Origin of the sequence: Capnocytophaga sp. FDAARGOS_737 (genome assembly GCF_009730375.1) — a bacterium.
Classification (GTDB): Bacteria; Bacteroidota; Bacteroidia; order Flavobacteriales; family Flavobacteriaceae; genus Capnocytophaga; species Capnocytophaga leadbetteri.
The window spans coordinates 910,962-935,990 of the sequence record NZ_CP046316.1 but is presented as its reverse complement, the minus strand read 5'-3'; the positions used below and the strand labels follow the sequence as shown (position 1 = coordinate 935,990).

At 39.9% G+C, this 25,029-nt stretch carries 23 protein-coding genes; 9 read left to right on the top strand and 14 right to left on the bottom strand.

The annotated features are described in order from the left end of the window. The first annotated feature begins 217 nt into the window (after positions 1 to 217). Both FOC45_RS04055 and FOC45_RS04050 read left to right on the top strand, forming a co-directional pair. Complete coding sequence (locus FOC45_RS04055; RefSeq protein WP_009388931.1) at positions 218 to 1,102, top strand: DnaJ C-terminal domain-containing protein; 885 nt, start codon at positions 218 to 220, stop codon at positions 1,100 to 1,102. A 2-nt stretch (positions 1,103 to 1,104) separates the two neighbouring features. Then, on the top strand, positions 1,105 to 1,350 hold the full coding sequence (locus tag FOC45_RS04050) for a chaperone modulator CbpM (protein ID WP_009388930.1): 246 nt from the start codon (positions 1,105 to 1,107) through the stop codon (positions 1,348 to 1,350). 54 nt (positions 1,351 to 1,404) lie between these two features. On the opposite strand, the gene FOC45_RS04045 is transcribed toward FOC45_RS04050, so the two are convergent. From FOC45_RS04045 to FOC45_RS04030, 4 genes are read right to left on the bottom strand one after another with little or no spacing between them, the layout of a single operon-like run. Further along, the gene (locus FOC45_RS04045) at positions 1,405 to 2,196 is read right to left on the bottom strand and encodes a TatD family hydrolase (RefSeq protein WP_009388929.1); all 792 of its coding nucleotides are present in this window, start codon (positions 2,194 to 2,196) and stop codon (positions 1,405 to 1,407) included. A 6-nt stretch (positions 2,197 to 2,202) separates the two neighbouring features. Then, positions 2,203 to 2,571, bottom strand: coding sequence for a DUF2809 domain-containing protein (locus tag FOC45_RS04040; RefSeq protein ID WP_009388928.1), 369 nt, complete (start codon positions 2,569 to 2,571; stop codon positions 2,203 to 2,205). Positions 2,572 to 2,579: 8 nt separating this feature from the next. Continuing rightward, positions 2,580 to 3,707 (bottom strand): BT_3987 domain-containing protein, encoded by a 1,128-nt coding sequence (locus tag FOC45_RS04035; protein ID WP_009388927.1) that lies wholly within the window; start codon positions 3,705 to 3,707, stop codon positions 2,580 to 2,582. Between the two features lie 5 nt (positions 3,708 to 3,712). After that, positions 3,713 to 6,529 (bottom strand): TonB-dependent receptor plug domain-containing protein, encoded by a 2,817-nt coding sequence (locus FOC45_RS04030; RefSeq protein WP_009388926.1) that lies wholly within the window; start codon positions 6,527 to 6,529, stop codon positions 3,713 to 3,715. Between the two features lie 224 nt (positions 6,530 to 6,753). Here FOC45_RS04030 and ffh point away from each other — a divergent pair, with 224 nt between their 5' ends. The 6 genes from ffh to FOC45_RS04000 all read left to right on the top strand — a co-directional run bounded on the left by ffh (position 6,754) and on the right by FOC45_RS04000 (position 11,991). Beyond that, the gene (ffh, locus tag FOC45_RS04025) at positions 6,754 to 8,082 is read left to right on the top strand and encodes a signal recognition particle protein (RefSeq protein WP_009388925.1); all 1,329 of its coding nucleotides are present in this window, start codon (positions 6,754 to 6,756) and stop codon (positions 8,080 to 8,082) included. Between the two features lie 25 nt (positions 8,083 to 8,107). Further along, positions 8,108 to 8,539, top strand: a complete 432-nt coding sequence (locus FOC45_RS04020) for a DUF2750 domain-containing protein (protein WP_009388924.1) — start codon at positions 8,108 to 8,110, stop codon at positions 8,537 to 8,539. Between the two features lie 27 nt (positions 8,540 to 8,566). Beyond that, positions 8,567 to 9,448 carry a bifunctional methylenetetrahydrofolate dehydrogenase/methenyltetrahydrofolate cyclohydrolase FolD gene (gene folD, locus FOC45_RS04015; RefSeq protein ID WP_009388923.1) on the top strand — a complete coding sequence of 294 codons (882 nt, stop codon included), beginning with the start codon at positions 8,567 to 8,569 and terminating at the stop codon, positions 9,446 to 9,448. Positions 9,449 to 9,544: 96 nt separating this feature from the next. After that, positions 9,545 to 10,294, top strand: coding sequence for a triose-phosphate isomerase (gene tpiA / locus FOC45_RS04010; protein ID WP_009388922.1), 750 nt, complete (start codon positions 9,545 to 9,547; stop codon positions 10,292 to 10,294). 71 nt (positions 10,295 to 10,365) lie between these two features. After that, positions 10,366 to 11,388: a uroporphyrinogen decarboxylase gene (hemE, locus tag FOC45_RS04005; RefSeq protein ID WP_009388921.1), complete on the top strand. Its 1,023-nt coding sequence runs from the start codon at positions 10,366 to 10,368 to the stop codon at positions 11,386 to 11,388. A 9-nt stretch (positions 11,389 to 11,397) separates the two neighbouring features. Beyond that, the gene (locus tag FOC45_RS04000) at positions 11,398 to 11,991 is read left to right on the top strand and encodes a lipoprotein signal peptidase (protein WP_009388920.1); all 594 of its coding nucleotides are present in this window, start codon (positions 11,398 to 11,400) and stop codon (positions 11,989 to 11,991) included. Positions 11,992 to 12,050: 59 nt separating this feature from the next. Here FOC45_RS04000 and FOC45_RS03995 read toward each other — a convergent pair whose 3' ends face one another. The 10 genes from FOC45_RS03995 to FOC45_RS03950 form a co-directional block, all read right to left on the bottom strand. Beyond that, complete coding sequence (locus FOC45_RS03995) at positions 12,051 to 12,929, bottom strand: CPBP family intramembrane glutamic endopeptidase (protein ID WP_009388919.1); 879 nt, start codon at positions 12,927 to 12,929, stop codon at positions 12,051 to 12,053. A 2-nt stretch (positions 12,930 to 12,931) separates the two neighbouring features. Then, positions 12,932 to 15,016 carry an alpha-L-fucosidase gene (locus tag FOC45_RS03990; RefSeq protein ID WP_009388918.1) on the bottom strand — a complete coding sequence of 695 codons (2,085 nt, stop codon included), beginning with the start codon at positions 15,014 to 15,016 and terminating at the stop codon, positions 12,932 to 12,934. An 86-nt stretch (positions 15,017 to 15,102) separates the two neighbouring features. After that, entirely contained in the window at positions 15,103 to 16,191 is a 1,089-nt protein-coding gene (locus FOC45_RS03985) for a CapA family protein (RefSeq protein WP_009388917.1), read from the bottom strand. Further along, on the bottom strand, positions 16,188 to 17,327 hold the full coding sequence (locus FOC45_RS03980; RefSeq protein WP_009388916.1) for an AAA family ATPase: 1,140 nt from the start codon (positions 17,325 to 17,327) through the stop codon (positions 16,188 to 16,190). Before FOC45_RS03980 ends, FOC45_RS03985 begins: the two co-directional genes overlap by 4 nt. Before the next feature lie 18 nt (positions 17,328 to 17,345). Next, on the bottom strand, positions 17,346 to 18,122 hold the full coding sequence (gene cdaA / locus FOC45_RS03975; protein WP_009388915.1) for a diadenylate cyclase CdaA: 777 nt from the start codon (positions 18,120 to 18,122) through the stop codon (positions 17,346 to 17,348). Next, on the bottom strand, positions 18,119 to 18,937 hold the full coding sequence (gene folP / locus FOC45_RS03970) for a dihydropteroate synthase (protein WP_009388914.1): 819 nt from the start codon (positions 18,935 to 18,937) through the stop codon (positions 18,119 to 18,121). Before folP ends, cdaA begins: the two co-directional genes overlap by 4 nt. Before the next feature lie 43 nt (positions 18,938 to 18,980). Beyond that, on the bottom strand, positions 18,981 to 20,402 hold the full coding sequence (locus FOC45_RS03965; protein ID WP_009388913.1) for an L-serine ammonia-lyase: 1,422 nt from the start codon (positions 20,400 to 20,402) through the stop codon (positions 18,981 to 18,983). 138 nt (positions 20,403 to 20,540) lie between these two features. Then, positions 20,541 to 22,187 carry a leucine-rich repeat protein gene (locus FOC45_RS03960; RefSeq protein WP_009388912.1) on the bottom strand — a complete coding sequence of 549 codons (1,647 nt, stop codon included), beginning with the start codon at positions 22,185 to 22,187 and terminating at the stop codon, positions 20,541 to 20,543. A 339-nt stretch (positions 22,188 to 22,526) separates the two neighbouring features. Then, on the bottom strand, positions 22,527 to 22,733 hold the full coding sequence (locus FOC45_RS03955; protein WP_009388911.1) for a hypothetical protein: 207 nt from the start codon (positions 22,731 to 22,733) through the stop codon (positions 22,527 to 22,529). A 43-nt stretch (positions 22,734 to 22,776) separates the two neighbouring features. Then, the gene (locus tag FOC45_RS03950; protein ID WP_009388910.1) at positions 22,777 to 23,802 is read right to left on the bottom strand and encodes a virulence RhuM family protein; all 1,026 of its coding nucleotides are present in this window, start codon (positions 23,800 to 23,802) and stop codon (positions 22,777 to 22,779) included. 289 nt (positions 23,803 to 24,091) lie between these two features. Between FOC45_RS03950 and lipA the strand changes: the two genes are divergently transcribed. Beyond that, a complete protein-coding gene (lipA, locus tag FOC45_RS03945; protein WP_009388909.1) occupies positions 24,092 to 24,982 on the top strand; it encodes a lipoyl synthase in 891 nt (296 codons plus the stop codon). The last annotated feature ends 47 nt before the right edge of the window (positions 24,983 to 25,029 follow it).

Here is a 25,029-nt window from a genome sequence, read left to right as displayed (position 1 = left end):
GATATTGAAAAAAGTATTATAAAACAAAAACTTATGAAAAAAACTATATTACTTTTATTGTAATACTTTTTCAAAGACTAAAGTTATCATTTCTTTTGGAGTTAGTAGTAGTATTTATATGCATTGTGAAAAGAGCTCTCTAAGCAATTAGAGAGCTTTTTTTATTTGTCAATTGGTAATTATTTCGTACTTTTGCATTGATTCAAAATTATAACGTATGATAGATTACTATAAAACTTTAGAGGTTAGTAAAACAGCTACTCAAGATGAAATCAAAAAAGCATATCGGAAGTTAGCACGCAAATATCACCCTGATATGAACCCTAATGATAAGAATGCTGAACAAAAGTTTAAAGAAATTAACGAGGCAAACGAAGTACTTTCTAATCCCGAAAACCGTGCTAAATATGATAAATATGGTGAACACTGGCAACACGGCGAAGAATACGAAAGAGCACAACAACAAGCACAAGGCGGGTTTGGAGGCTTCGCACAAGGCGACTTTCAAGAAGGTGACTATTCTGATTTCTTCCGCAATATGTTTGGCGGTCGTGCAGAAGGCTTCGGTCGTGGGTATGGTAGTGCAGCAGGCAAGTTTAAAGGACAAGACATCTATGCCGATATGCAACTTTCTTTGCGAGAAGCCGCTGTTACTCAACAACGTACTTTTTCAGTAAACGGTCAGAATATACGTATTACTGTACCAGCAGGAGTATATGAGGGGCTACAAATAAAGCTAAAAGGACACGGGCATCAGGGTTATAACGGTGGGCCTAATGGCGATCTATACATTACTTTCCACATAACACCTGATAATCAGTTTGAACGTGATGGAAATGACCTGAAAACCACTGTTAATATCGACCTTTATACAGCTGTGCTTGGTGGTGAAGTGCTAATTGAAACTCTTAACGGCAAAGTGAAAATGAAAGTGGTTGCCGAAACCCAAAACGGTACTACTGTACGCCTAAAAGGTAAAGGTATGCCTATCTACAAACAAGAAGGAGCTTTCGGTGACCTATTCGTTAGTTACCACGTCACTCTGCCCCAGAATCTCACCGATAAACAAAAGGCATTATTCGAACAACTTAAAAATTCATAGTTATGGAAGAAAGAATATCTAAAGAAGAAATAATCCGTTTGTACAATATAGAAATCTCATTTTTTAACGACCTGGTATCAAGCGGACTTATACAAACAGAGGTAATTGATAACACTACCTATCTGCATTATGACCAGCTTTCTGCTTTCGAGCGTTTTACTAACTGGCATTACGACTTAGAGGTAAATATGGCTGGCCTCGAAATTATTCATCATCTACTCCAACAGATAGAAGCACTTAAACATTAAATAATAATAAAATAATAAGGGGTGAGTTGTTATTCACCCCTTATTATTTTATTATTACAATTTAAAAAGAGCTTCTGCATTTTCGCGAGTTTTATCAGCTACTGCTTTTAAGGGGACTCCCTTATAGTGTGCTATAGTTTGTGCTACATATGGCAAAAAAGCGGGCTCATTGCGTCTTTGCTGATGGTACGACAACTGACGTGTTGGCACATTCTTAGGCATCATAAAAGGTGCATCTGTCTCTATAAGCATACGATCTAAAGGTACATAACGTACTACTTCTTCTAAAGCTGCAAATCTACGCATATCGGTTATAGCACCGGTAAAACCTATGTAATACCCCATTTCTAAATAAGTTTTTGCCTCTTTTAATTGTCCCGTAAAGCAATGCACTACCCCTTCAGGCAATGAAGAGTGCTCCTTAAGTATGGCTATGAAACGATCGAAAGCAGCTCGTTCGTGAAGAAAGAGCGGTTTTTGCACCTCTTCAGCTAATGACAATTGTGCGTGAAAGCAGCTTTCTTGCACTGGACGAGGCGAAAAATCGCGGTCGAAGTCTAAGCCACACTCGCCTACCGCTACTACCTTTTTCTCTTTGAGCAATGCCGCTAATATCTTGATACTCTCAGCGTTCATCGTCTTAGCATCGTGGGGATGAATACCCGCAGTAGCAAATAGCGTTTCAGGGTATTCTTTAGCTAAAGCCAAAGCTTCCTTACTGCTTCGCACACTCGTTCCCGTGAGTAGTATCTGCTCTACCCCTGCACTTATTGCCCTATCTATTACTTCATCATACTCACCTGCAAACTGCTTATTAGTGAGATTGATACCTATATCTATATACATTTCTTTTTAATTACGAGTTGTTAATTGCAAAATGAGGCAGCCTATGGCATAGCTTAGTATATCGCCCCACGAAAAGTGATTGCCTAATATGATATACCCTAAACTTCCTTTAGTAAATCCTAAATAAGTGGCTACTCCAAAATATTGCAATACTTCTACTAATACCGCAAAAAGAAAAATACCCCCTATCAGCTTGCTCTTGTTTCTGACTTTTACTACCGAAAGCACTAAGCAATACAATAATATCACCACTAATACATCGCCTATATAGCTCCTTATAAAACCTATGCGACTGAATACCGTAGCGATAAGAAATTCTATACCTAATAAGGCTAATGCCCATAATGCGTATTTCTTGTTAAATTTTATTCTCATTTTAAATGTTAGTCGTTGTTAGGAAACGCATACCCCATTCCTCTGTAATTATCAAAGGTTGCCCCTGCAGGTATAGGCATATCTAAGCCTCCGTAAGCTGACCAGTCCCAGAGGAAGGTCTCATCATCGGTTACTTGCTTGGTATAAGGTTCTTTCTTCTTCCCATTCAAAGGTAAGTAGAACAGCAAATCAGAGTGTGCTGACTGTAGGTGCCATAGCTTATCAACTACCTCGCGTGGTGTAAGGGCTCGTTGCCAAAATCGAACTTCTCTGATAAGTTGTTTGCTACCAGCTATCGTCAGCTGATTGAGAGACAAAGTCTCACCCTTTATTTGCTCTTGAGCAAGTAGCTCGCCATTGACATATACCCTAAGCGTATGGCTATCATAGCTCACTGAAAGGGCATACCATTTGTTAGCAGCTGCCTGCAAACGCTCTTTAGAAACAGTTAGTGTTCTTTCAGCCCACTTTACTTGCAATTGTTGTGCCGCAAAGCCGACTGATAGTGTGTCATTAATAGTTATCAGAGGTGTATTATCGGCTATAGTAGGCAGATTTACCGTAAATTCTAACGTCCAGCGGGGGAGCTTTTCTCTAAGTAACCCTGATTTAGTAGCATCTGTAGTACCCATACGCAGTACTTTAGCCCTTACCTCTTGGCGTACGATGAGCAAGAGCCGGTCTTGTCCGTTTAACACAGGTAGGTTCTTACTGCCTAACAGCTGTAGAGGCAACGCATATACCTCATTCTCATCGGCAAAAGTAAGTCCTTCAAGCGTTAGATTGATAGCTGATTCGCGGTCATTGTGGTCGAATATCACATTATCATCTATTTTGTAGGTCGCTTTAGGCAACAACTTATAGGCAGTGCCGTATTGCGCATTATAGTCGGTAAGAGCCAGTGTATCGCCAACTACTATAGTAGCTGCTGTTATCTCTTCTGAAGGCTGCAACAGCTTAGCTTTTAGCACCTTTATTTCATTTTCTTGGGAAGGTATCACATAGACCTCGCGAGTACTACTACCGTCTAAGTACAATGCTTGACGTGTAGGAGGTGCCAGAGTGGCATCATCTCCTTCGTTTTGGCAAGCCCCTAAAGTAGCTGCCAAAGCAATATATATAAATACTTTTTTCATAACACTTAGAATTGAAAATTAACCTTTAGTCCGTAACTCCTTACACTAGGCAACATAAATAGGTTGTAGCCAGCCTCATAAGTGCCCGTACCTGATACTAGCTCAGGGTCGAAAGGAGCTTTGTTATAGAGCATCAGCACATTGTCGGCTATGAGTGACAGGCTAAAGTCACTAAAGCCTTTTATCATAGAAATCTTATTAAAATGGTACGTAAGTGCTAAGCGTTGCAGGCGTAAGTTAGTAGCCTCATACACATACTTTTCAGTAGGTTTGTGTTGAAAATAATAAGGTGCAGGAATACCTAAAAGATCGTTTTCGGTATCGCGTGCTGTAGCCGAAGCTTGTGAAACCCCATAACGATCTAAATAGCGCTCGGTATCTGATAACACTTCGCCCCCTAAACGCGCTTTTATCCAGAAATCAAAATCCCAATTTTTGTAAGTTATAGCTCCTTTCAATCCAAAAAGCCAATCAGGATTGGTACTGCCTAAGCGTTTGCCATTGGTATCGTATAAGTCGCCTATCTGGTCGCCCTCACGCAGCCTGAAATAGTCATTCAGTATTTGTTCTGTGCCTAATTGGGTTATCTTGTTGCGGTTGGCAGTAGCATTGAGAGCCAATCTATATCTGAAAAGGCTAGAGTTATTTCTATAGATAGCCGATAACTCTATACCTTGGTTTTCTACTTCGCCTGCCTGCGCCCATTGGTAGGTATATACTGAACCATACGGCATAGTTGTTGGCACTAACTGATTGCTGGTGAGAGTGCGGTACACAGCAGCATTTAGCCCTACCTGATCATTCAACCAACTCGTACTAATACCTGCTTCGTAAGAGCGGGTGCGTTCAGGCTGTAGTTTTTCGGGGAGGAAGATGCGTTCATTCCAACCTTTATAGCGAAGAGGGGCTGCTACTTCAGTGTAAAATGCCCATACCTTGGCATTTAGCAAATACTTAATATCTAAGTCGAACATTTTGAGCAAACTGGTAGACAAACCTACTGATGGACTTATAATGGCTTTGCTACTAGCATAAGGATGAGATAATGAGAAGTCTGCTCGCCCTGAAGCGGTTAGCTGTAAATACTTCCACCAGACTTCAGCCAAAAGAAAGGCAGCCCCATTCTTCTGCTGATAATCGAGATGGTTAGGGAGTACCCTCAGTTGTGAAGGAGTTATATTTGCTAGATTAAACTTATTAGGAGAAAGCAGATTGCCTCCATACCCCTCTCTGTTTTGTGCCGTAGCCTGATAGATAGCCCCTGCATAGGTAGTAAACTGTAAATGTCCGTATATCGTGCTTACGTATTTGAGTATGGCATCGGCATATTGCTGTTGGGTACTCTCTTTCTCTGAGGCATAATAACCATTTTCGCCTGCATAAGCTGGTAAGGTAGAAGCATAACGCCTGTCCTCGCGCTTATAGTAGCTATTATCTAAGCTGAAGCGTGTAGTGAGACTGAATCTGTTACTGATATTAAAAAACAATTTGCTCGACAAAAAATAGCGATCTTTGCTCTCAGGGCGCACATTGCGATAGGCCACCCAATAGGGGTTTTGTATATTCTCACCCATATCGGCAGGGGTATCGGCTGTGCCTGACCCAGCATACCAATACTGTTTAGCATAGCCTAAATCGGGGTCATAACGTTCGAAATAACGCTCTTGGGCAAAGTTTTCGCCTCTGGGGTAAAGATAAAGCCCCGCAATAGGGTTGGAAGCGATACCGTGCCCTACTTGGTTGCGCTGAAACTGGTGGGTATACCCCCCTGTGAGGTCTAATACTATATCTTCATTAAGCAACTCGTTAACATTGCGCACCCATATATTATAGCGGTTGTATGCCGTATTGGGTACTATCCCCTTAGTCTGCAATGAACCCACAGAAGCATAAGTGCGGTTAGTGCTACTACCACCTGACAGATTGACTGCCGTCATAGCTTGATAGCCTGTTCGGAAGAAATCTTTGGCATTGAAAGATGAAGGGGTACTGAGCTTGCGCCCCCACGAGGTGTATTGCCCTGCCTCATTGCCATAAGTATTTTGCATTTGGGGCAAATCATACGCATTTTCAAACTGAAGAGAAGATGATAAACGCACTCTAATATCTCGGTTTTGAGGTTTTTGGGTTTGTATAAGCACCACTCCGTTAGCGGCCGATGCACCATAGAGTGCTGAAGCTGAAGCGCCTATAAGTACTCGCACCTCTTTTATGTCTTCTGGATTGAGATCTGAAGGCTGGTCGTATGGCACTCCGTCTATCACGTAGAGCACATTATTATCTGAAAACAAGGAACGCATACCGCGCATCGTCACCCTACGCTCGCCCACTCCTAAGGCGGTGCGCTGCACATTGAGTCCGGCGACCATTCCGTCTAAAGAGCTTACAACATTATCGCTTTGCCCTTGACTGATGTACTTCTGAGTGAAAGCCTCTATTTTATAAGGTATATTACTAGTTTTTTCTATACCTAATGCTATCATTTTTTCCTCAGGAGGTGCTGGGTAAAAACATATTTCCTCTTCTTGCAAAACAACTCCTATCGACACATTTGTATCGCTGGTTTTAGGCACTATTCTACTCACATTTTTGTAGCCTATAACCTTAAACTCTAAGATGCTACCTGCACGTGCTTGTATTGAATACTTACCATCGATGTCGGTAATTATCCCTTGAGTAGTACCTTTTATCACAACAGCTACCCCCATTAAAGGCGTACCGTCAGGCTCTCTGACTACTCCGCTAACAGTTTTAAGTTGCGCGTGCGCCACCCCTGAAAGCCATAGCAAACAAAATATTAACCATCGTACTTTATTTTTCATAATCTTAGCATTTTTAAGTACACGCTACAAATGTACAAAAATTTTCCGAATGAACAAGAAAAAAAGAAAAATATGATCATAAATATTTAGTTCAAACGCACAATTCGAGACTTGAGCTAAGGATAAGCGAAGGATAAGCGAAGGATAAAAGTAAATTTTAGGCTCTTGTATTTCGTATTTCGTATTTATTTATTATCTTTGCCCCACTTTTAAAATAGAATAAAATGTTTGATAATTTAAGCGATAAATTAGAGAAAGCCCTGCATAACCTCAAAGGGCACGGTAAAATTACCGAAATTAACGTAGCCGAAACCCTTAAAGAGGTTCGTCGCGCACTGTTAGACGCCGACGTAAACTATAAAATAGCTAAAGATTTTACCAATACCGTAAAAGAAAAAGCTATCGGTCAGCAGGTACTCACTACCCTACAACCTGGACAGTTGATGGTGAAAATCGTAAAAGATGAACTTACCCAACTGATGGGAGGTGATGCCGCAGGGGTAAATCTGTCGGGTAATCCTACCGTGATATTAATGTCGGGATTGCAAGGTTCGGGTAAGACTACTTTCTCTGGAAAATTAGCTAACTATCTGAAAACCAAAAAGAACAAAAAGCCCCTCTTAGTGGCTTGCGACGTGTACCGCCCTGCTGCGATAGACCAGCTACACATAGTAGGCGAGCAGGTAGGCGTACCGGTATTTTCAGACAAAGGCAATAACAATCCTGTGGATATCGCTCTGAAAGGTTTGGCTTACGCTAAGGAAAATCATCTGAACGTGGTGATTGTCGATACGGCAGGTCGTTTGGCAGTTGATGAACAGATGATGAACGAAATATCAAACATTCACCAAGCTATCAAACCACACGAAACGCTCTTCGTAGTAGATGCGATGACCGGACAAGATGCGGTAAACACAGCTAAAGCCTTCAACGATGTACTTAACTTTGACGGGGTTATACTTACCAAATTAGATGGTGATACCCGCGGAGGGGCTGCTATCACCATCAAATCAGTAGTAAATAAACCTATCAAGTTCGTTGGTACAGGCGAGAAGATGGACGCTATAGATGTGTTCTACCCTGACCGTATGGCTGACCGTATCCTCGGTATGGGGGACGTGGTTTCGCTCGTTGAACGCGCCCAAGAGCAATTTGACGAAGAACAGGCTCGCAAACTACAGAAGAAAATTGCTAAAAACCAATTTGGCTTTGACGACTTCCTTGAACAAATACAGCAAATAAAGCGTATGGGTAGTATGAAAGACCTACTCGGTATGCTACCAGGGGTGGGCAAAGCGGTGAAAGACCTCGACATAAAAGACGATGCCTTTAAGCATATAGAGGCAATAATTCACTCGATGACCCCTAAAGAGCGCAGCAATCCTGCCATTATAGATATGAGCAGAAAAAAACGCATCGCTAAAGGTAGTGGTCGTGAGCTTCAGGAGGTGAACCAACTGATGAAGCAGTTTGAGCAAATGAGCAAGATGATGAAGATGATGCAAGGCGGCGGCGGTAGAAAAATGATGCAAATGATGCAGGGAATGAGATAAAACCTAATTATAAAAATTACTATTTATGAAAAAGTTTATAGAAACCGTAGTAAAGAACAAAGAGGTGTTCTACTTAGAGGTAGACGAATCGTTCGCTATGTGTAGCTCAGTATCTTTTTATATAGAAGAGACTAACGAGGCTATTCCGGTTGCCCTCTTTTTTGAGGACAAAGACACTGCTTTGGCTTGCAAAACTGAAGATTGGAAAGACGGCATACTGCAATCAGCTACCTTAGAAGAATTTATCGAAATTTGCTTTGGTATGCAGGTAGAAACAATGGCTGTGGGAATAGGCTTTAAAGCTGACCTATCGGGCGGTGAAGAATATATCCCTACAGAAATTGTGAAAGCTCTTATAGATGAAATAGAAAGAACAAAAACCTCTACTACTTTTAGCGATTCGTTTGAGTCTTTAGCACAAGTAAAAGAGGCTTTGCAAATGATAGGCGAACAATAACATTAACAACTAAATACTATAATAAAAATGACTATTTTAGACGGAAAAAAGACCTCGGAAGCACTCAAGCAAGAAATTGCTGAAGAAGTAAAACAACTGAAAGCGGCTGGCAAGAAAGTGCCTCACTTAGCCGCTGTATTAGTAGGCGACAACGGCGCGAGTATTACCTACGTAAACAGCAAGGTAAAAGCCTGCGAACAGGTTGGCTTTGCTTCTACTCTTGTAAAACTACCTGCTGACATAACAGAAGAAGCGCTCTTAAAAGAAATAGACAAGCTCAACGCTAATGCTGATATTGATGGTTATATAGTGCAATTGCCACTGCCTAAGCATATCGATGAGCAAAAAATACTTTTAGCCGTAGACCCTAAGAAAGATGTAGATGGGTTTCACCCTGCTAACTTTGGTAGAATAGCCCTTGATATGGAGGCTTTTATACCTGCTACTCCCTTTGGTATTATGGAGCTCCTAAAACGCTACGAAGTACCTACCAAAGGCAAGCACGTAGTGGTAGTAGGGCGTTCGCATATAGTGGGTAGACCTATCAGTATTTTGCTCAGCCAGAAAGGTGCTCAAGGTAATGCTACTGTTACTCTAACCCACAGTCACACTCCCAACCTTGCCGACTTTACTCGCCAAGCTGACATAATAGTAATGGCGTTAGGAATACCAGAGTTCCTCAAAGGTGATATGGTAAAAGAAGGGGTAACCGTGATAGATGTAGGTATTACACGCTTGCAAGACGATAATGCCCCTAAAGGATACCGTATCGTAGGCGATGTAGCTTTTGATGAAGTGAAAAATAAAGCAAACTACATTACCCCTGTACCTGGTGGTGTAGGCCCTATGACAATAGCTATGCTACTGAAAAACACACTGTTGGCTTGTAAGTGGAGAGAGAGTCGTTAGTAAATTGCTAATCATCAATTGCTAATTGATAATTATTTTGTATCTTTGCGCCACAAGACAACACTTTACCACCTGAAAATAAAAAATTCATTATATATGAGAAAAAAAATTGTAGCAGGAAACTGGAAAATGAATAATGATGTAAACAAATCATTAGCCCTTATTTCAGACCTATTGAAAAAAGTACCTCAAACTGATGCAGAGGTGATGATTGCCCCTACTTTTGTAAACCTTATCCCTTCAGTAGAAGCTGCTAAAGGTAGCGCTATAGAAGTTATCGCTCAGAATATGCACTTCGCTGAAAACGGAGCTTATACAGGCGAAATATCTGCTGAAATGCTAAATGCTATCGGAGTGAAAACTACTATCTTAGGTCACTCTGAACGCCGTGCCTATTTCAACGAAACAGATGAAAGTCTTGCTAAAAAAGTAGATACCGCCCTAAAACACAATATGCGTGTAGTATTCTGTATAGGTGAAGAGCTTGCAGAACGCAAAGCAAACAAGCATTTTGATGTAGTAGGTAGCCAAATAAAGAATGGATTATTCCATCTACCTGCTGAGGCTTGGCAACATATCGTATTGGCTTACGAACCTGTTTGGGCTATCGGTACTGGCGAAACTGCAAGTCCAGAGCAAGCACAAGAAATTCACCATTTTATCCGCAAAACCATTGCTGATAAATACGGCAAAAATGTAGCTGATAGCGTGTCTATCCTATATGGTGGCAGCGTAAAACCTGATAACGCTAAAGAAATCTTTGCTAAAGAAGATGTAGACGGCGGACTTATCGGAGGGGCAGCTCTTAAAGCTGATGATTTCATCAGTATCATCAAAAGTATTTAAGTTATTATTATGCAGAAGAGACTGCCCAAAAACCTTTCGGGCAGCCTCTTCTTTTTTACACCTAACAAAAAATGTTACAAAACGATATATTTCTACGCGTACTAAATGGCGAAAGCACTGAACGCCCTCCTGTGTGGATGATGCGTCAGGCAGGTAGATATTTGCCTGAATTTAGAGCTTTACGCGATAAATACGACTTCTTTACACGCTGTAAAACTCCTGAATTAGCAGCCGAAATAACAGTACAACCAGTTGATATTGTAGGCGTAGATGCTGCTATCTTATTCTCAGACATCTTAGTCGTACCTCAAGCGATGAATATTGAGGTAGAAATGAAAAAAGGTGTAGGCCCTTGGCTCCCTAATCCTATACGTACCGCCAAAGATGTGGCTCAAGTGATTGTACCTGACATTGAAGAAACATTGGGCTATGTGCTTGAGGCAGTAAAGCTTACCAAACAGCGACTTAACAATCGCGTGCCTCTGATTGGTTTTGCAGGGTCTCCTTTCACTATCTTCTGTTATGCTGTACAAGGCTCTAGCTCTCGCGATTTTGCTACGGCTAAAGAGCTTTGCTTTACCGATGCTGCAACCGCACATCAGTTGCTACAGAAAATAACTGATACTACTATATTATACCTAAAAGAAAAGGTGAAAGCAGGGGTAGATGCTGTGCAGATATTCGATAGTTGGGGTGGAGTGCTCTCGCCTGAAGATTATCGTACTTTTTCTTGGCAATATATCAATCAGATAGTTGAAGCCCTAGCGCCGCTGACTAAAGTAATTGTATTTGGCAAAGGCTGCTGGTTTGCATTACCTGAAATGGCTGCCTCTAAAGCTTCTGCTTTAGGTATTGACTGGACGTGCAGCCCTGAAAAAGCAAGAGAACTAACCGGAGGAAAGATAGTGCTACAAGGTAACTTTGACCCTTCTCGCCTACTCTCTTCGCCCGCTGAGATTAAGAAAAAAGTAAAAGAAATGATTGACACTTTTGGAAAGGATAAGTATATAGCGAATTTAGGCCACGGTATTCTACCTAATGTACCGGTAGAAAATGCTATTGCCTTTGTGGAAGCTGTAAAAGAATATCGTTAAGAAAAGATTATGAAGTTAAAACACGCTACTCTTATTATCTTATTGGTGCTCCTCATCGACCAATGGAGCAAAATATACATTAAAACACACTTCATTCTTGATGAAGCGGTAATGGTATTTAGTTGGTTTAAAATCTGCTTTGTTGAGAATGACGGAGCTGCTTGGGGTACTGAAATACCAGGTAAATACGGAAAACTTATACTGACGCTCTTTCGTATTGTTGCTGTTATAGGTATTGGCTATTGGTTGGTTTCTGCCATAAAGAAAAAACAACCTAAGATGCTTATTATCTCTATCTCTCTAATATTAGCAGGTGCTCTGGGCAACATCATTGACTCTGTATTTTACGGAGTTATTTTCGACCAAAGCTATGGCAATATAGCTACGCTTTTCTCACCCAATCCTTATGGTACTTTATTGCACGGAAAGGTAGTAGATATGTTCTATTTCCCAATTATTGACACAGTACTTCCTGATTGGCTGCCTATTTGGGGCGGTAAGCGTTTTAGATTCTTTGAGCCTATATTTAACGTAGCTGATTCTGCTATTTCTATAGCTGTAGGGCTGATGATTGTTTTCCATAAGAAGATATTTAAAAACTAAAAAGATACCAATCCTTAAAAGTAAAAGAGCTGCCCTTGTGGAGCAGCTCTTTTTTATTTTTATCGAGTTATAAGGTGTTTCTTTATATCTTTCCAATGGTATTTCTTAGCATAAATATAAAGCATTAAAGGAAAACAGATTAATAATGGTACCCATAAAGTAAGCCCTAAGGTAGGTTCTGATACATCACGTAATAGAGAAGGGACTTGGAATACTGTCCAATCTGAAGTAACTAAAAGTGCTGTAAAGAGGTTATTAGCCGTATGAAAGCCAAGTGCTAACTCTATGCCGTCATCCATTAAGGTGGTAATTCCTAAGAAGAACCCTGTACCTATATAGTAAATAAGAAGCATATAACCTAATTTCTCCACTTCTGGATTAGCAAGGTGCATCAGTCCGAAAGTAACTGAAGTAACTAATAAAGGTAACCAAGCATTGCGCACTGTAAGTCCTACTGCCTGCATTAAGTAAGCTCTGAAAAAGACCTCTTCAAAGCCTGTTTGCAGAGGCATCATAAGAACCACTATCACCAATAACTTCAGAAAAGGCATCCACTGAAAATTCCATACATACGCTTCGGGGTGTATGACGTAATCTATCAGCGTTACCCCTACTGTTACTACTCCCCATAAAGCAAAAGCAAACCAAAATCGCTTCCAATCTATCTTAGGACGAGCTGTAATTAGAGCAGTTAATGGCTCTCTATGCACATACTTAACCCATAAGAGCAACACTGCTAAAAATATAGCAAAGATTAACAAATTCTCAGTAAGGTACACTAGTTCGCCTTTAGACGCAATTTCTGCCTTGATAAGAGAAGAGGTATCAAATAGTAGTGACACTAAAAAGTTCAACCCTGCAAATGCAAAGAACAGGGTTGGAACTATAATATAAAGCCATTTAGGGCTTAATGATAATTTTGCGTTATTGATATACATTTTTACTGTGTTATAACACCAATTTCTCCGTAAGATACAATGCTCGAATTATCTACAGTTTTAGTAGCTATTAACCTAATATAGCGCGCATTTTCTCTAGTAGCAAAGTTAATACGTTGCTCTATAGGGTTATTCTTTATATTACCAAACTCACCTTCTGATACTTTTTTCCAATGTACGTTATCAGTACTTACTTCAAACACATAATGACTGATAGTACCCTCTGCCCATCTATCTTGTGATGGTAGATAAGTAAAGCCACTCAACGACAAAGTTTCACCTAAATCTATAGTAATAGCAGGGGTATCATTTTCTTTCTTCTGATAGCCCCAAGTAGTAGCACTATCATCTATTATTCTATCAATTGTTTTTACTTCTTTAGCACTAGTAGCTATTACTTTCCACAGTCCTTTAGCTACCTCTATAGAGTGAGAAGCTACCTCGCTGTATTGGTTTCTACTGCGGTCAAAGGCAACTACTTTAAGGGTAGTAGGCTTAGCAAGCGCAAACGGAGAGCCATAACGCATTGATTTTTCAGTAGGAGTCGAACCATCAAGAGTATAGTAAATCTCAGTAGCTTTATCAGCAGCCTTCATATTAATATAGCCATCCTTAGTACGCGTTACCATAGGTGTAACTAACAGCTGAGGAGCGTTATAAATCCCTATATTACTAATAAGAGGAGCTGCTTTGGCGTCTAATATAGTAAAGCGTAATTTAGTAGCAGTTACTGGCTCAAAACGCAAGATGCGTTTATAACCTATAGTAGTTTGTGCATCTATAGGCTGCCATTGTCCGTCTTTTTCGTATTCTATCTTAAAATTCTTAACACGTTGCCCTAAGGCGATGTACTCTTGTGCTAAAAATCTATTGAAAGTAGTAGGTTTGCTAAAAGTAAACTCTAATGATGCATTGGTTACTCCATCTTCTGTAGCCCAATAAGTATTTTTATTACTGTCAATAGCATTTGCCACACTAAAAGGCTTGCGCTCATTACTAGCTTTTACAGTAGCTTGACCTACTAAGTTATCTGCAAAGTCTGCTTCTATCACTTTTTTGAGCTCCATCAATCTCTTGATATCATTCTCGTGTATGAGTCCACGTCTGTCTACTGGTAAGTTAAGCAAAAAGTTATATCCTCTTCCTACTGAAGCGTAGTAAATATCTACCATTTTCTCAAGCGGACGTACTTGGTGGTCTTCGCGTGCGTGGTAGTACCAACCTGGTCTGATAGATACATCTGCCTCTGCAGGTATCCAATTCACACCATTCTCATCACCTTCACCTAAGTGTTTAAAACGAGGGGCTCCTTCTAAAGTAGGATTAGAGGTAAATGGGTTCCAGTTAGTAGTAGTACCATAACCTTTCTCATTACCTATCCAACGTATATCTGGACCTTCATCGCCAAAAATAGTAGCTTGAGGCTGTAATTCGCGTACTATAGCATACGTTTTATCCCATTGATAATAGGTGTCAGCATCTATTTTTCTGTTTTCGTTAGCACCTCCGTAGTAGCCAGTACCTCCATTAGCGCCATCAAACCACACTTCGTATATTTCACCATAGTTAGTAAGCAACTCTCTCAGCTGGTTATGAAAGTAATTAACATATGCCGGACGAGCATATTCTGCGTGATTTCTATCCCAAGGTGATAGATAGACTCCAAATTTTAGTCCTACCTTACGGCACGCCTCTGATAAATCTTTCACAAGGTCGCCTTTACCATTTTTCCAAGGAGAGTTTTTTACTGAATGTTCTGTGTATTTTGAAGGCCACAAACAGAACCCATCGTGGTGCTTAGCAGTTATGATAACCCCTTTCATTCCGGCTTCTTTTATCACTTTCACCCATTGATTTACATCTAATTCAGTAGGGTTAAACAGGGCTGGGTCTTCCCCTCCTGTCCCCCACTCCATATCAGTAAAGGTATTCATATTGAAGTGAATAAAAGCGTAGTATTCCAAATCTTGCCACGCTAATTGACGAGCGGTAGGAATAGGATTTACTGCCTGAGGGGTAGAAACTTTTTGTGTAGTTTTGCAGGCAAACAAACTTAGCGCAGAGGCTAATAGTATAATTTTCTTCATATTTATGGTTATTAAACTTCTTAATTAAGAGATGGTTTATAAGAGCGACAAAGATAGTATTTTATTTACAATCTTACAAATTATTTTTATTTTTCTTCTACTAAAATATTTCCTTTGAATAGTTTGCGAGAATTATTAATAAAAATATTCATACTATCCTTAGCTTCCTCAGTAAGGTCTTTAAAATTATCCTCTTCATATTCTTTGCAAGGTAATATTTCAAAAAGATATTTACCATTAGCTTTTTTCGTCCTATTTACCCATACTAAATGATAACCTTTATCTACTATTCTGGTTGTATGAGCATCTTTTAATAAGGTAAGCGATACCATTGCTCCCCCATCTGAGGGACTCTTGCGCTGATTCGACACAAAATTGCCTAACGAATATACTACAAATTGCTCTTTATGAAGGCCTGTTTGGGCAGTGTAGTACATTGGCTGTAGCACGTGGGGGTGTCCGCCTATAATAATATCTACCCCATTGTCAAACAAAAATTTTGCCACAGCCTCTTGTTGTGTATTTTGGTGTTGCTGGTATTCTATCCCCCAATGAATTACGACAATCAACTTATCCAAAGCCCTCTTTTTAGCTTGGTCTATATCTTCTTTCATCTGGGGTAGGTTGATACGATTCACTATGGTAGGCTCTGGCACAGGCAAGCCGTTAGTACCGTAAGTGTAGTTTAGTATTCCTACTGTGATGCCATTTTTAGAGAGCACCAACAGGTTATGCTTATCAAACGCTGCTTTATCTCTAAAAGTGCCTGTATGAGCTATTTTTAGCGAGTCGAGTACATCTAAAGTTCTGATAATTCCTTTTTTACCTCTATCGCAGGTATGATTGTTGGCTGTTACTAGCACATCTATTCCGCTATTTTGGCAAGCTACCGCCAAGGCATCAGGCGATGAAAACTGCGGATACCCCTTATAGGGCTTACCTCCCAAAGTAACCTCTAGATTAGCTATTGCAAAGTCTGCTTCAGCAAACTTGTGCTTTATTTTGGCAAATACAGGTTCATAATCGTATTGCTTAGTCTTAGCATCGTAAGCCCCCTCTACCTGAGGCCCGTGCCCCATCACATCGCCCATAAAGAGCAAAGAAAGGCGGTTGCCGGCTTCTTGTGCTGTCAAAAAAGCAGGAAAAACAAGTATTATAAGTAGTAATCGTATCATTTGAAGCCTATTTTAGATTGTTTGTTATCTGCTTTTAGTTCTTTAGAGTCTATATTGGTCAATTCAGCTAACGAATAAGGCCTTTCTACTACTAAATTTCTATCTGTTGATTGCAAATACTTATTGCATTTCTCTACGGTCAGCTCTTTAAACTTATATTCTGCTATAAGCCTACCCTTTCTGAGCAAGGCAGCATCTATTTTCGAAATATCTGAGTTAAAAGTACAGATAAGCTGACATTCAAGCACATCCGAAAGCATTCCATCAGCTATATTGAGTATAGACGATACCACATCAGTATTGCTATTAAAGGAGGTACGCTCGGCTATGTAGTTCTCACAATCTTCAAGCACTAATACCGAATTTTTGTTCTCGATAAGCAAGCCTATAAAAGCAGGGTCAGTAAGTGAGGCTATCATCGAGGTAGGCACAAAAATAAATTTCTTATTGGGTATCTGACTCGTAAGCCATTTGATATAGTTGGTTTTGCCCGAACCTGCAATACCGTGAAAGAGTACTACCCCCTTATCTTCATTAGTAAGAGCATTCTTTACGTGGTGATGTACCTCAGCGAAGTCATCGTTGTACATTGTCTCAAAATCAATGCGATAAGGCTTAATAGTATGCGTTTTAATGTCTATACCTCGCGATGTTTTCAACAGTATAGATACTTTTGATTCTTTTGAAACGTATTTTTCTATATAATCCTCAAATAGTTTATTGAGGTTTTCTTTCGTCTTAGGATTGGTATTTTCGTAATACACCGAACTGACTTTGTAAAGCCCATCTTCAAAAATCTGACTGTCGTACTCATTCGATAAATTCTTGTCTATCAACAGAAAAACCTCTAAAGTAGGGTGAAAATAACACTCCTCCGATTCGTAAAGCTCATTTTGCTTAGAAGCGTATTCAAAAGTGTAATAATCAGTACATTTTACAAAGTGTTTTAGTTTATCTCTGTGTATCACAAGGTCATCACCTCCAAAATAAATATGTGCCATCAGGTCGTCTAATAGTCCGCGATAAGGATTCGTAAAAGTGAGCAGTTTATACTTGTCATACAGCTCTATATGGTCATCGCTATCTACCTGTAGCACATTCACAGGGTGATAATATTTTGATTCTTTTATCTTCATAGTAAATTAAAAAATAGGTTAATTGTCTTCTTGTATCATTTTTATAAGTTCCTCTTCGTTGGCAAATCTCACAAAATTGCCATTCTTAAAGTACGATATATGTCCCGTTTCTTCTGATACTACCAAGGCTGTAGCATCGGTTTTTTCGGTGATAGATACTGCGGCACGGTGGCGCAAGCCGTAGTGTTTGGGCAACGTATCTTCAGCTGCTACGGGCAGAATAACCCGTGTAGCCACAATAGTATTGCCCCTTATAACGATAGCCCCATCGTGCAGCGGACTGTTTTTATAAAAAATGCTCTCAATAATAGGCCCCGATAGCTCTAAGTTCATCTTGTCGCCTGTAGCTATCACAAAGTCTAAAGGCACACTGCGCTCTATCACTATCAATGCCCCTGTATGGGTAGTGCCGAGTTTATGGCATACGCTTACTAAACCTTCTACATTTAGCAGACTTTCTTTCTGTTTGAAAAAGTGAAATATGCGGTGCAGCTTATTGCGCGCCGTGATATTAGTAGACCCTATAGTCAGCAAAAAGCGGCGGATTTCCTGCTGAAATACCACTATCAGCGCAAATACCCCCACCCCTATAAACTGCCCTAATATACTGCTAAGCAATTGCATCTGCAAGGCTTCGGTGATTTTCCACAATAGGTAAATCATCACGATACCCATAAAAATATTGATAGCTACCGTACCTCTGATAAGTCGGTATACATAGTACAGAAAAGCCGCAAACAGCAGTATATCTATCGCATCGGCAATAGTAAAGTCTAAAATATCAAATAGTTTCATCGTATCTTACTGATAATTTTCACGCACTCTTTGGCTTCTTTCACATCGTGTACGCGTATGATGTGCGCCCCTTTTAGTAAGGCTATCGTATTGGCTATAGTGGTAGCGTTTAAGGCTCCAGCAGGGTCTGTATCAAGTAGTTTGTACAACATCGATTTGCGCGAAAGCCCTACTAACAGAGGGGCTTTCAGTATCTGAAAACGCTCTAAATGCTTCAGTATTTCATAATTCTGGTCTAAGGTTTTCGAGAAACCAAACCCCACATCTATTATCACATCGTTGATGCCCATTTCCATCATAGCAGTCTTGCGCTCCGAAAAATAATAAAGCATATCGGTAATGATATAATTGTAGTCGGTGTGCTGCTGCATTGTCTGGGGCGTACCTCTCATATGCATCGCTATATAGGGTACTTGCGCTTCAGCTACCACTTTCAGCATCTGAGGGTCTAACCCTCCTGCCGATATATCGTTGATAATCGCAGCGCCTTCAGCAACGGCTTGACGAGCTACCTCGCTTCGGAAAGTGTCTACCGAAATCAGCATATCAGGAAAAACCTTTATCAGCTGACGCACTACAGGTATCACACGCGCTAACTCTTCTTCTTCCGATACCTCAGCTGCATTAGGGCGCGTACTATACCCGCCAACGTCTATAAAGTCAGCCCCCTGAATAAGCATCTCCTCTGCCCTATTTAGCAACGTCTTTTCGGTTACCCTACTCCCCTCAAAAAACGAATCGGGCGTGTGATTGAGAATACCCATCACACGTGGATAATCAAGCGACACTAATTCACCTTTACAATTAATCGTCATATTCTATTAGTTAAAGTTAATGTTTTCATCTCTCGTCTTTCGCCTAGCAATCCGCAATATTTACCGCTACGGCCAAGCCTCCTTCTGAGGTTTCTTTGTACTTCGAATTCATATCCTTAGCCGTCTGCCACATCGTGTTAATTACCTTGTCTAAAGGCACTTTAGCGTTTTTAGGGTCAGTTGTCATCGCCAATTCGGCAGCGTTAATAGCCTTTATGGCCCCCATAGCATTGCGCTCTATACAGGGTATCTGTACTAAGCCCCCTATAGGGTCGCAGGTCAGTCCCAAATGGTGCTCCATCGCTATCTCGGCAGCTATTAATACCTGCTCTGGGGTACCGCCTAATAGTTCGCATAGTGCCCCAGCCGCCATAGCCGATGATACCCCTATCTCTGCCTGACAGCCACCCATCGCTGCTGAAATGGTAGCTCCTTTTTTGAAAAGACTACCTATCTCGCCCGCTACTAATAAAAATTGCTTGATAGCATCCTCTGTAGCCTGCTGATTTTCTATAGTGATGTAATACAATAGCACCGCAGGTATTACCCCCGCACTACCATTGGTCGGAGCCGTTACCACCCGCCCTAACGACGCATTTACCTCATTTACGGCCAATGAAAAACAACTCACCCACTTCAGTATTTCTCTAAACTTAATATCCGTTTTTTTAATGGAGTTTATCCAACTCTTCGGACTGTCATAAGTTACCACCCCTATCAGGTTTTTGTGAATGTCATAAGCGCGGCGACGCACGTGCAATCCCCCTGGCAGTACCCCCTCAGTATGGCAACCTATGTAGGTACATTCTAACATCGTATTCCAGATGCGCAACAGCTCGTGGTCTATTTCCTCTTCAGTGCGGAGTGCTTTTTCATTTTCATATACTATTTCCGATATTTTCTTACCCTCTGAACTGCAATAATGCAACAATTCCTCTGCTTTATCAATAGGAAAAGGGAAAGGAACATTCTTTTTATTGGTTTGCTCCTCTTCACAAGCATTTTCTTTAACAATAAAGCCTCCTCCTACCGAGTAAAAAGTCGATTGATAGTTAAAATCATCACCCGAAGCCGTAAAAGTAAGACCATTAGCGTGAAAAGGTAAGAAATTTCGGTTGAATACTATATCCTCTTTAGGATTAAACTTCACTATGAGTTCATTGCCCAAATACAGTTCTTGGTTATTAGTAATAGCCGTGATGATAACATCTAAACTCTCTATAGGCACATACTCAGGGTCAGCCCCACTAAGGCCTAACATTACTGCGAGGTCAGTAGCGTGTCCTTTTCCTGTAAGCGAAAGCGACCCATAGAGGTCTACCGACAATTTCTTAGTATTGAGCAAGTAGTTTTTTTCTCTTAGTTCTTTTACGAAGGCTTCAGCCGCTCGCCACGGCCCTAAGGTATGCGAACTTGAGGGGCCTACGCCTATTTTTAGCATATCAAAAACGCTTATCTGTTCCATTTTCTATGGTCAAAAAAATCAATCGTGCAAAGGTACAAAACAATTATGAATTAGCAAATTTGTTATCCGTTTATTATAGCAGAAATCGCAATACTTAATAAAAATAAGTATTGCGATTATCTTGTTTTTTTTCAGAAATTATTTATTAGGCTTTACTTTTATCAAATCTATATAGTTACTCCAGCCTTCAGCTTTTTTGTATTTTTCTTCACTTCCTTCAGGAACATAAATATTTTTCAAATATCGTGTATCAAAAGGATAACTTTTCAGAATAGGAGGATTTGTACCTTCAAATGTAATCGTTTCTAGTTTTTTACAATTAGCAAAGGAGTTATTCATTATTTTAGTTATACTTGAAGGTAAAGTAATAGAAGTTAAGGAATTACAACCATAAAAGGCATTCTCTTCAATACTTTTTACATTTTTATGAAACACAACAGACTTCAGAGAAAAACAATCTTCAAAAGCAGAATTTAAGATTTTATCAGTACTATTAGGTATTATGAAAGATACTAATGAAGAACATCTTGTTGCTCTGAATTCAGTTATTGTATTAGGAAGAGTAGCTGATTTTAAATGAACACAATCATTTAAAGATATTTTTGTCACATTATTAGGTACTGTGATAGAAGTTATCGCTGAATATTGAAAGGCTGAACCAATATAAGTAAGACCACTAGGAATAGTAATAGACATTAAATCTTCACATAGAGAAAAAGCCTCATCTTCAATTTTTTTTAAATTATTAGGTAGATTTATTTTTTGCAATGATTTACAACCAAAAAAAGCTCTTTCTTCAATAGTATATAATGTATTAGGAAGGGTTACAGATATTATGTTTTCACAATCTGCAAAAGCATTTTTACCGATACGTTCTATTTTATCCCCTAATACTATAGAAATCAAATTTCGAGCGAAAAGGGAAAATGCATTTTTATCAATATATTTAACTTCTTTTAATTCTTCATTAGAATTCATATCTATATAAGTAGTTCTTCCATTCTTCCATTTCAAAAGAGTTTTCTTATCTGCACTCAATTCATAATCTGTTGTTCTTATAGGAACTGATGGTAAAGTACTACCTAACTCTATATAAGAAGTCCCCCAAGAGCCTTCCAATTTAGGTCCATAAAGACGCTTATTTAGAGTATCAATATACCAATCACCAGCTTTACCTATGTTAGTAGGAGCCCCTACTCCTGCATATATTTTAGTTCCATCTTTCCCTGCTACGCCTTGCTCGCCTTTATCACCTTTATCACCTTTTTGTCCAACATTCTGACCATTACCTTTCGTACCAGCATCTCCTTTATCACCTTTGGCTCCTGTGTCTCCTTTATCACCCTTTGCTCCTGTATCGCCTTTATCACCTTTGGCTCCCGTGTCTCCTTTATCACCTTTAGCTCCGGTATCACCTTTATCACCTTTAGCTCCTGTATCGCCTTTATCACCTTTCGCCCCTGTGTCTCCTTTATCACCTTTAGCTCCTGTATCTCCCTTATCGCCTTTCGCTCCTGTATCGCCCTTGTCGCCTTGAATTCCTTTTAGACTAATAGGCGTTCCCCATCCTTGAGCTGTTTTAGCACCATAAAGATTAGTATTAGAAAGATCAAGGTAATAATCCCCTATGTTTCCTAAATTTTCAGATGGTGCTCCCATCCCTGAAAGAATTTGATTACCTCTCTGCACCTCTACTCTTTCAATAATTTTCTCAGTTTCTTTCCTACAACTGCTAACAGTTAGTGCTCCCAGCACTGCTACTGCTATTAAAATTACTTTTTTCATTTGTTTTTGATAAAATTAAATTGTTATTCTTACTCTCTTATAGGCTTTTCAGATACCGCCTTTGTCTTTCACATAAGAGCACAAAAAAGCGTGGGTACATTCCCCATACTTCCCTTATAGAGCCCGACCAAAGGCTGTGTGCCAAAGTAAAAAGGAATGCCCACGCTTATAACGCAGGCATTTCCACTTCACTTTTCCTAACACAAAAAATTGGTCGTTTTCTATAAGGAGGAAAATCGTAAAGCGAAACGCTAATTTATGTCTTTATGTTATTGTTTTTCTGTTTCTTTTAAATAGGATTTAAATGTTTTTTAAATTTTGTATTTATTTTCTATAACTCTATGCTAATTTTCTAGCATCTTCTAAAGATATTCCTGTTTCTGGAGATAATTCCCATTCTCTTAAGCGATTGTGCAACTCTTTTCTATAAGCATCAGAAATGGTATACTCCTGATCATCTATTATTTCAAAATTAAGTCGTTCGAGAGCTATTTTTGCATCACTTAGGCTAACTCCTTTAGGTGGTTTAATAGTAAGTGTTTCCATAATAATAACTTCTAAAATTTTGCGACAAATATACAACTATTTTTTAACTTAGCAGACTATTCTCTATAAATTTATCAAAATCTGATTCAAAAAGCCTATCTTGCACAATGCGATACTTCTCAAACTCGCTAAGAGCGTGTGCACGAGCTATTTCTGCGGTTATTTTGCCTGCGTCTTGCAATACTTGGCGGTCAGCAAATGCTAAAAAGCGATTCAAGCGTTGCTCCCAATCGCTCATTGTCATCGGTATATGTCGCAGTGCCATATCTTCTGCCATATCCAAATAAGCCGATACCAAACGTTGTAGCTGCGCCATTTCGTCCTCGGTTAGGTAGTTTTTAGCCACTACTACATCAAAAGGGTATATCTTGCCTTTAGGCGCATCTTTCCAAGTGCTAAGCCCCATATTAGTTTTTTCAGCATCAGCGCGCACATAAATCACCTCTGCAGCAGTATGTCCGTGTATCGCCCAATGCAATTTGTTTTGCACAGTAGCAAAAAAACGCTGTGTGCTAGCCGATTTAGGGTCATAATCGATAGAAGTAGTGTAAATATCCGTTATTTTCTGATAAAATTTGCGTTCCGACAGGCGTATTTCGCGTATGCGCTGTAGTTGTTCTTCAAAATACTTCTTCCCGAGTAGCGTACCATCGTTTTTTAGCCGCTCATCGTCCATCGCAAAGCCCTTAATGGTAAATTCTTGAATAATCTGCGTTGCCCATTTGCGAAATTGTACTGCTCTTTCTGAATTTACCTTGTACCCTACCGCTATAATTGCCGATAGGTTATAGTGCTTAGTATTGTACGTCTTACCATCATCAGCAGTTATCCGAAAATCTTGGATAACTGATTTTTCATCTAACTCATTATCAGAGAATATTTTTTGTAAATGATAATTAATCGTTCTTACATCTACATCATAAAGCAATCCCATCATTTTCTGAGAAAGCCATACGTTTTCATCGGCATAGAGACTTTGTATATTGCTCTCACCTGTAGCTGTCACAAAAGTAAGATACTCCGCTACTGAAGCCCGCACCATATCTTTAGTTGTTTTTTTTCTGTTCATCGATTACTATAATCAGGAGTCGCAAAGTTAGTGATTTATACAGAAATAAGCAAAAATTATTCACAGCATTTGCATTTAACTCTATGGCACAGTGCGAGATTTAAATGTACCTAAAGTTAAATGCCAATACTGTATACCTTACGTATAGGATGGGCGAAGGATGAGCGAACGATAAGCGAACGATAAGCGAAGAATGACCGAAAATTAATCGACCTCTGGTAATTAAAATTTTGTCAATTGACAAAAAAGTACTACTTTTGTAATAAAATTATAGATTTTCAAGAATACAATGAATGTAGAAACTGTTGCTTCAGAGCACGTAGCCACTGAAGCATTTCCTCAAGCTAAACCCAAATGGATTCGGGTAAAGCTGCCCACCGGCAAAAAATATACTGAACTGCGCAATGTAGTTGATAAATATAACCTACACACTATCTGTACTTCTGGCAGTTGCCCTAATATGGGCGAGTGCTGGGGCGAAGGTACCGCTACTTTTATGATTCTCGGCAATATATGTACCCGCTCTTGTGGTTTCTGCGGAGTGAAAACGGGTAGACCTGAAACCCTCGACTGGGAAGAACCTGAAAAGGTGGCTCGCTCTATCAAGCTGATGAATATCTCGCACGCAGTACTTACCTCTGTAGACCGCGATGACCTAAAAGATATGGGGAGTATTATTTGGGCTGAAACCGTAAGAGCTGTACGCCGTATGAACCCTAACACTACTATGGAAACGCTTATCCCTGATTTTCAAGGAGTAGAACGTAATCTTAACCGTATATTAGAGGCTGCCCCCGAGATTATCTCGCACAATATGGAAACAGTACGCCGCCTCACTCGCGAAGTGCGCATTCAAGCTAAATACGATCGTAGTCTGGGAGTATTAAAATATCTGAAAGAGAATGGTGCTAACCGTACCAAATCGGGTATTATGTTGGGATTAGGTGAAAAAGAAGAAGAGGTAATTGAAACTTTACACGACCTAAAAGAGGCTAAAGTAGACATCGTAACTATTGGGCAATATCTACAACCCTCTAAACGACACTTGCCTGTTAGAGCCTTTATTACCCCTGAGCAATTTGCTAAGTATAAAGAAATAGGTATGAGCTTAGGATTCCGCCACGTAGAAAGTGGTGCTTTGGTACGCTCTTCTTACCGCGCCCAAAAGCACTTGTTATAATCGATTTACCAATTTGCTAATAAAAAAAGAGACTGTCAGTTAATTTC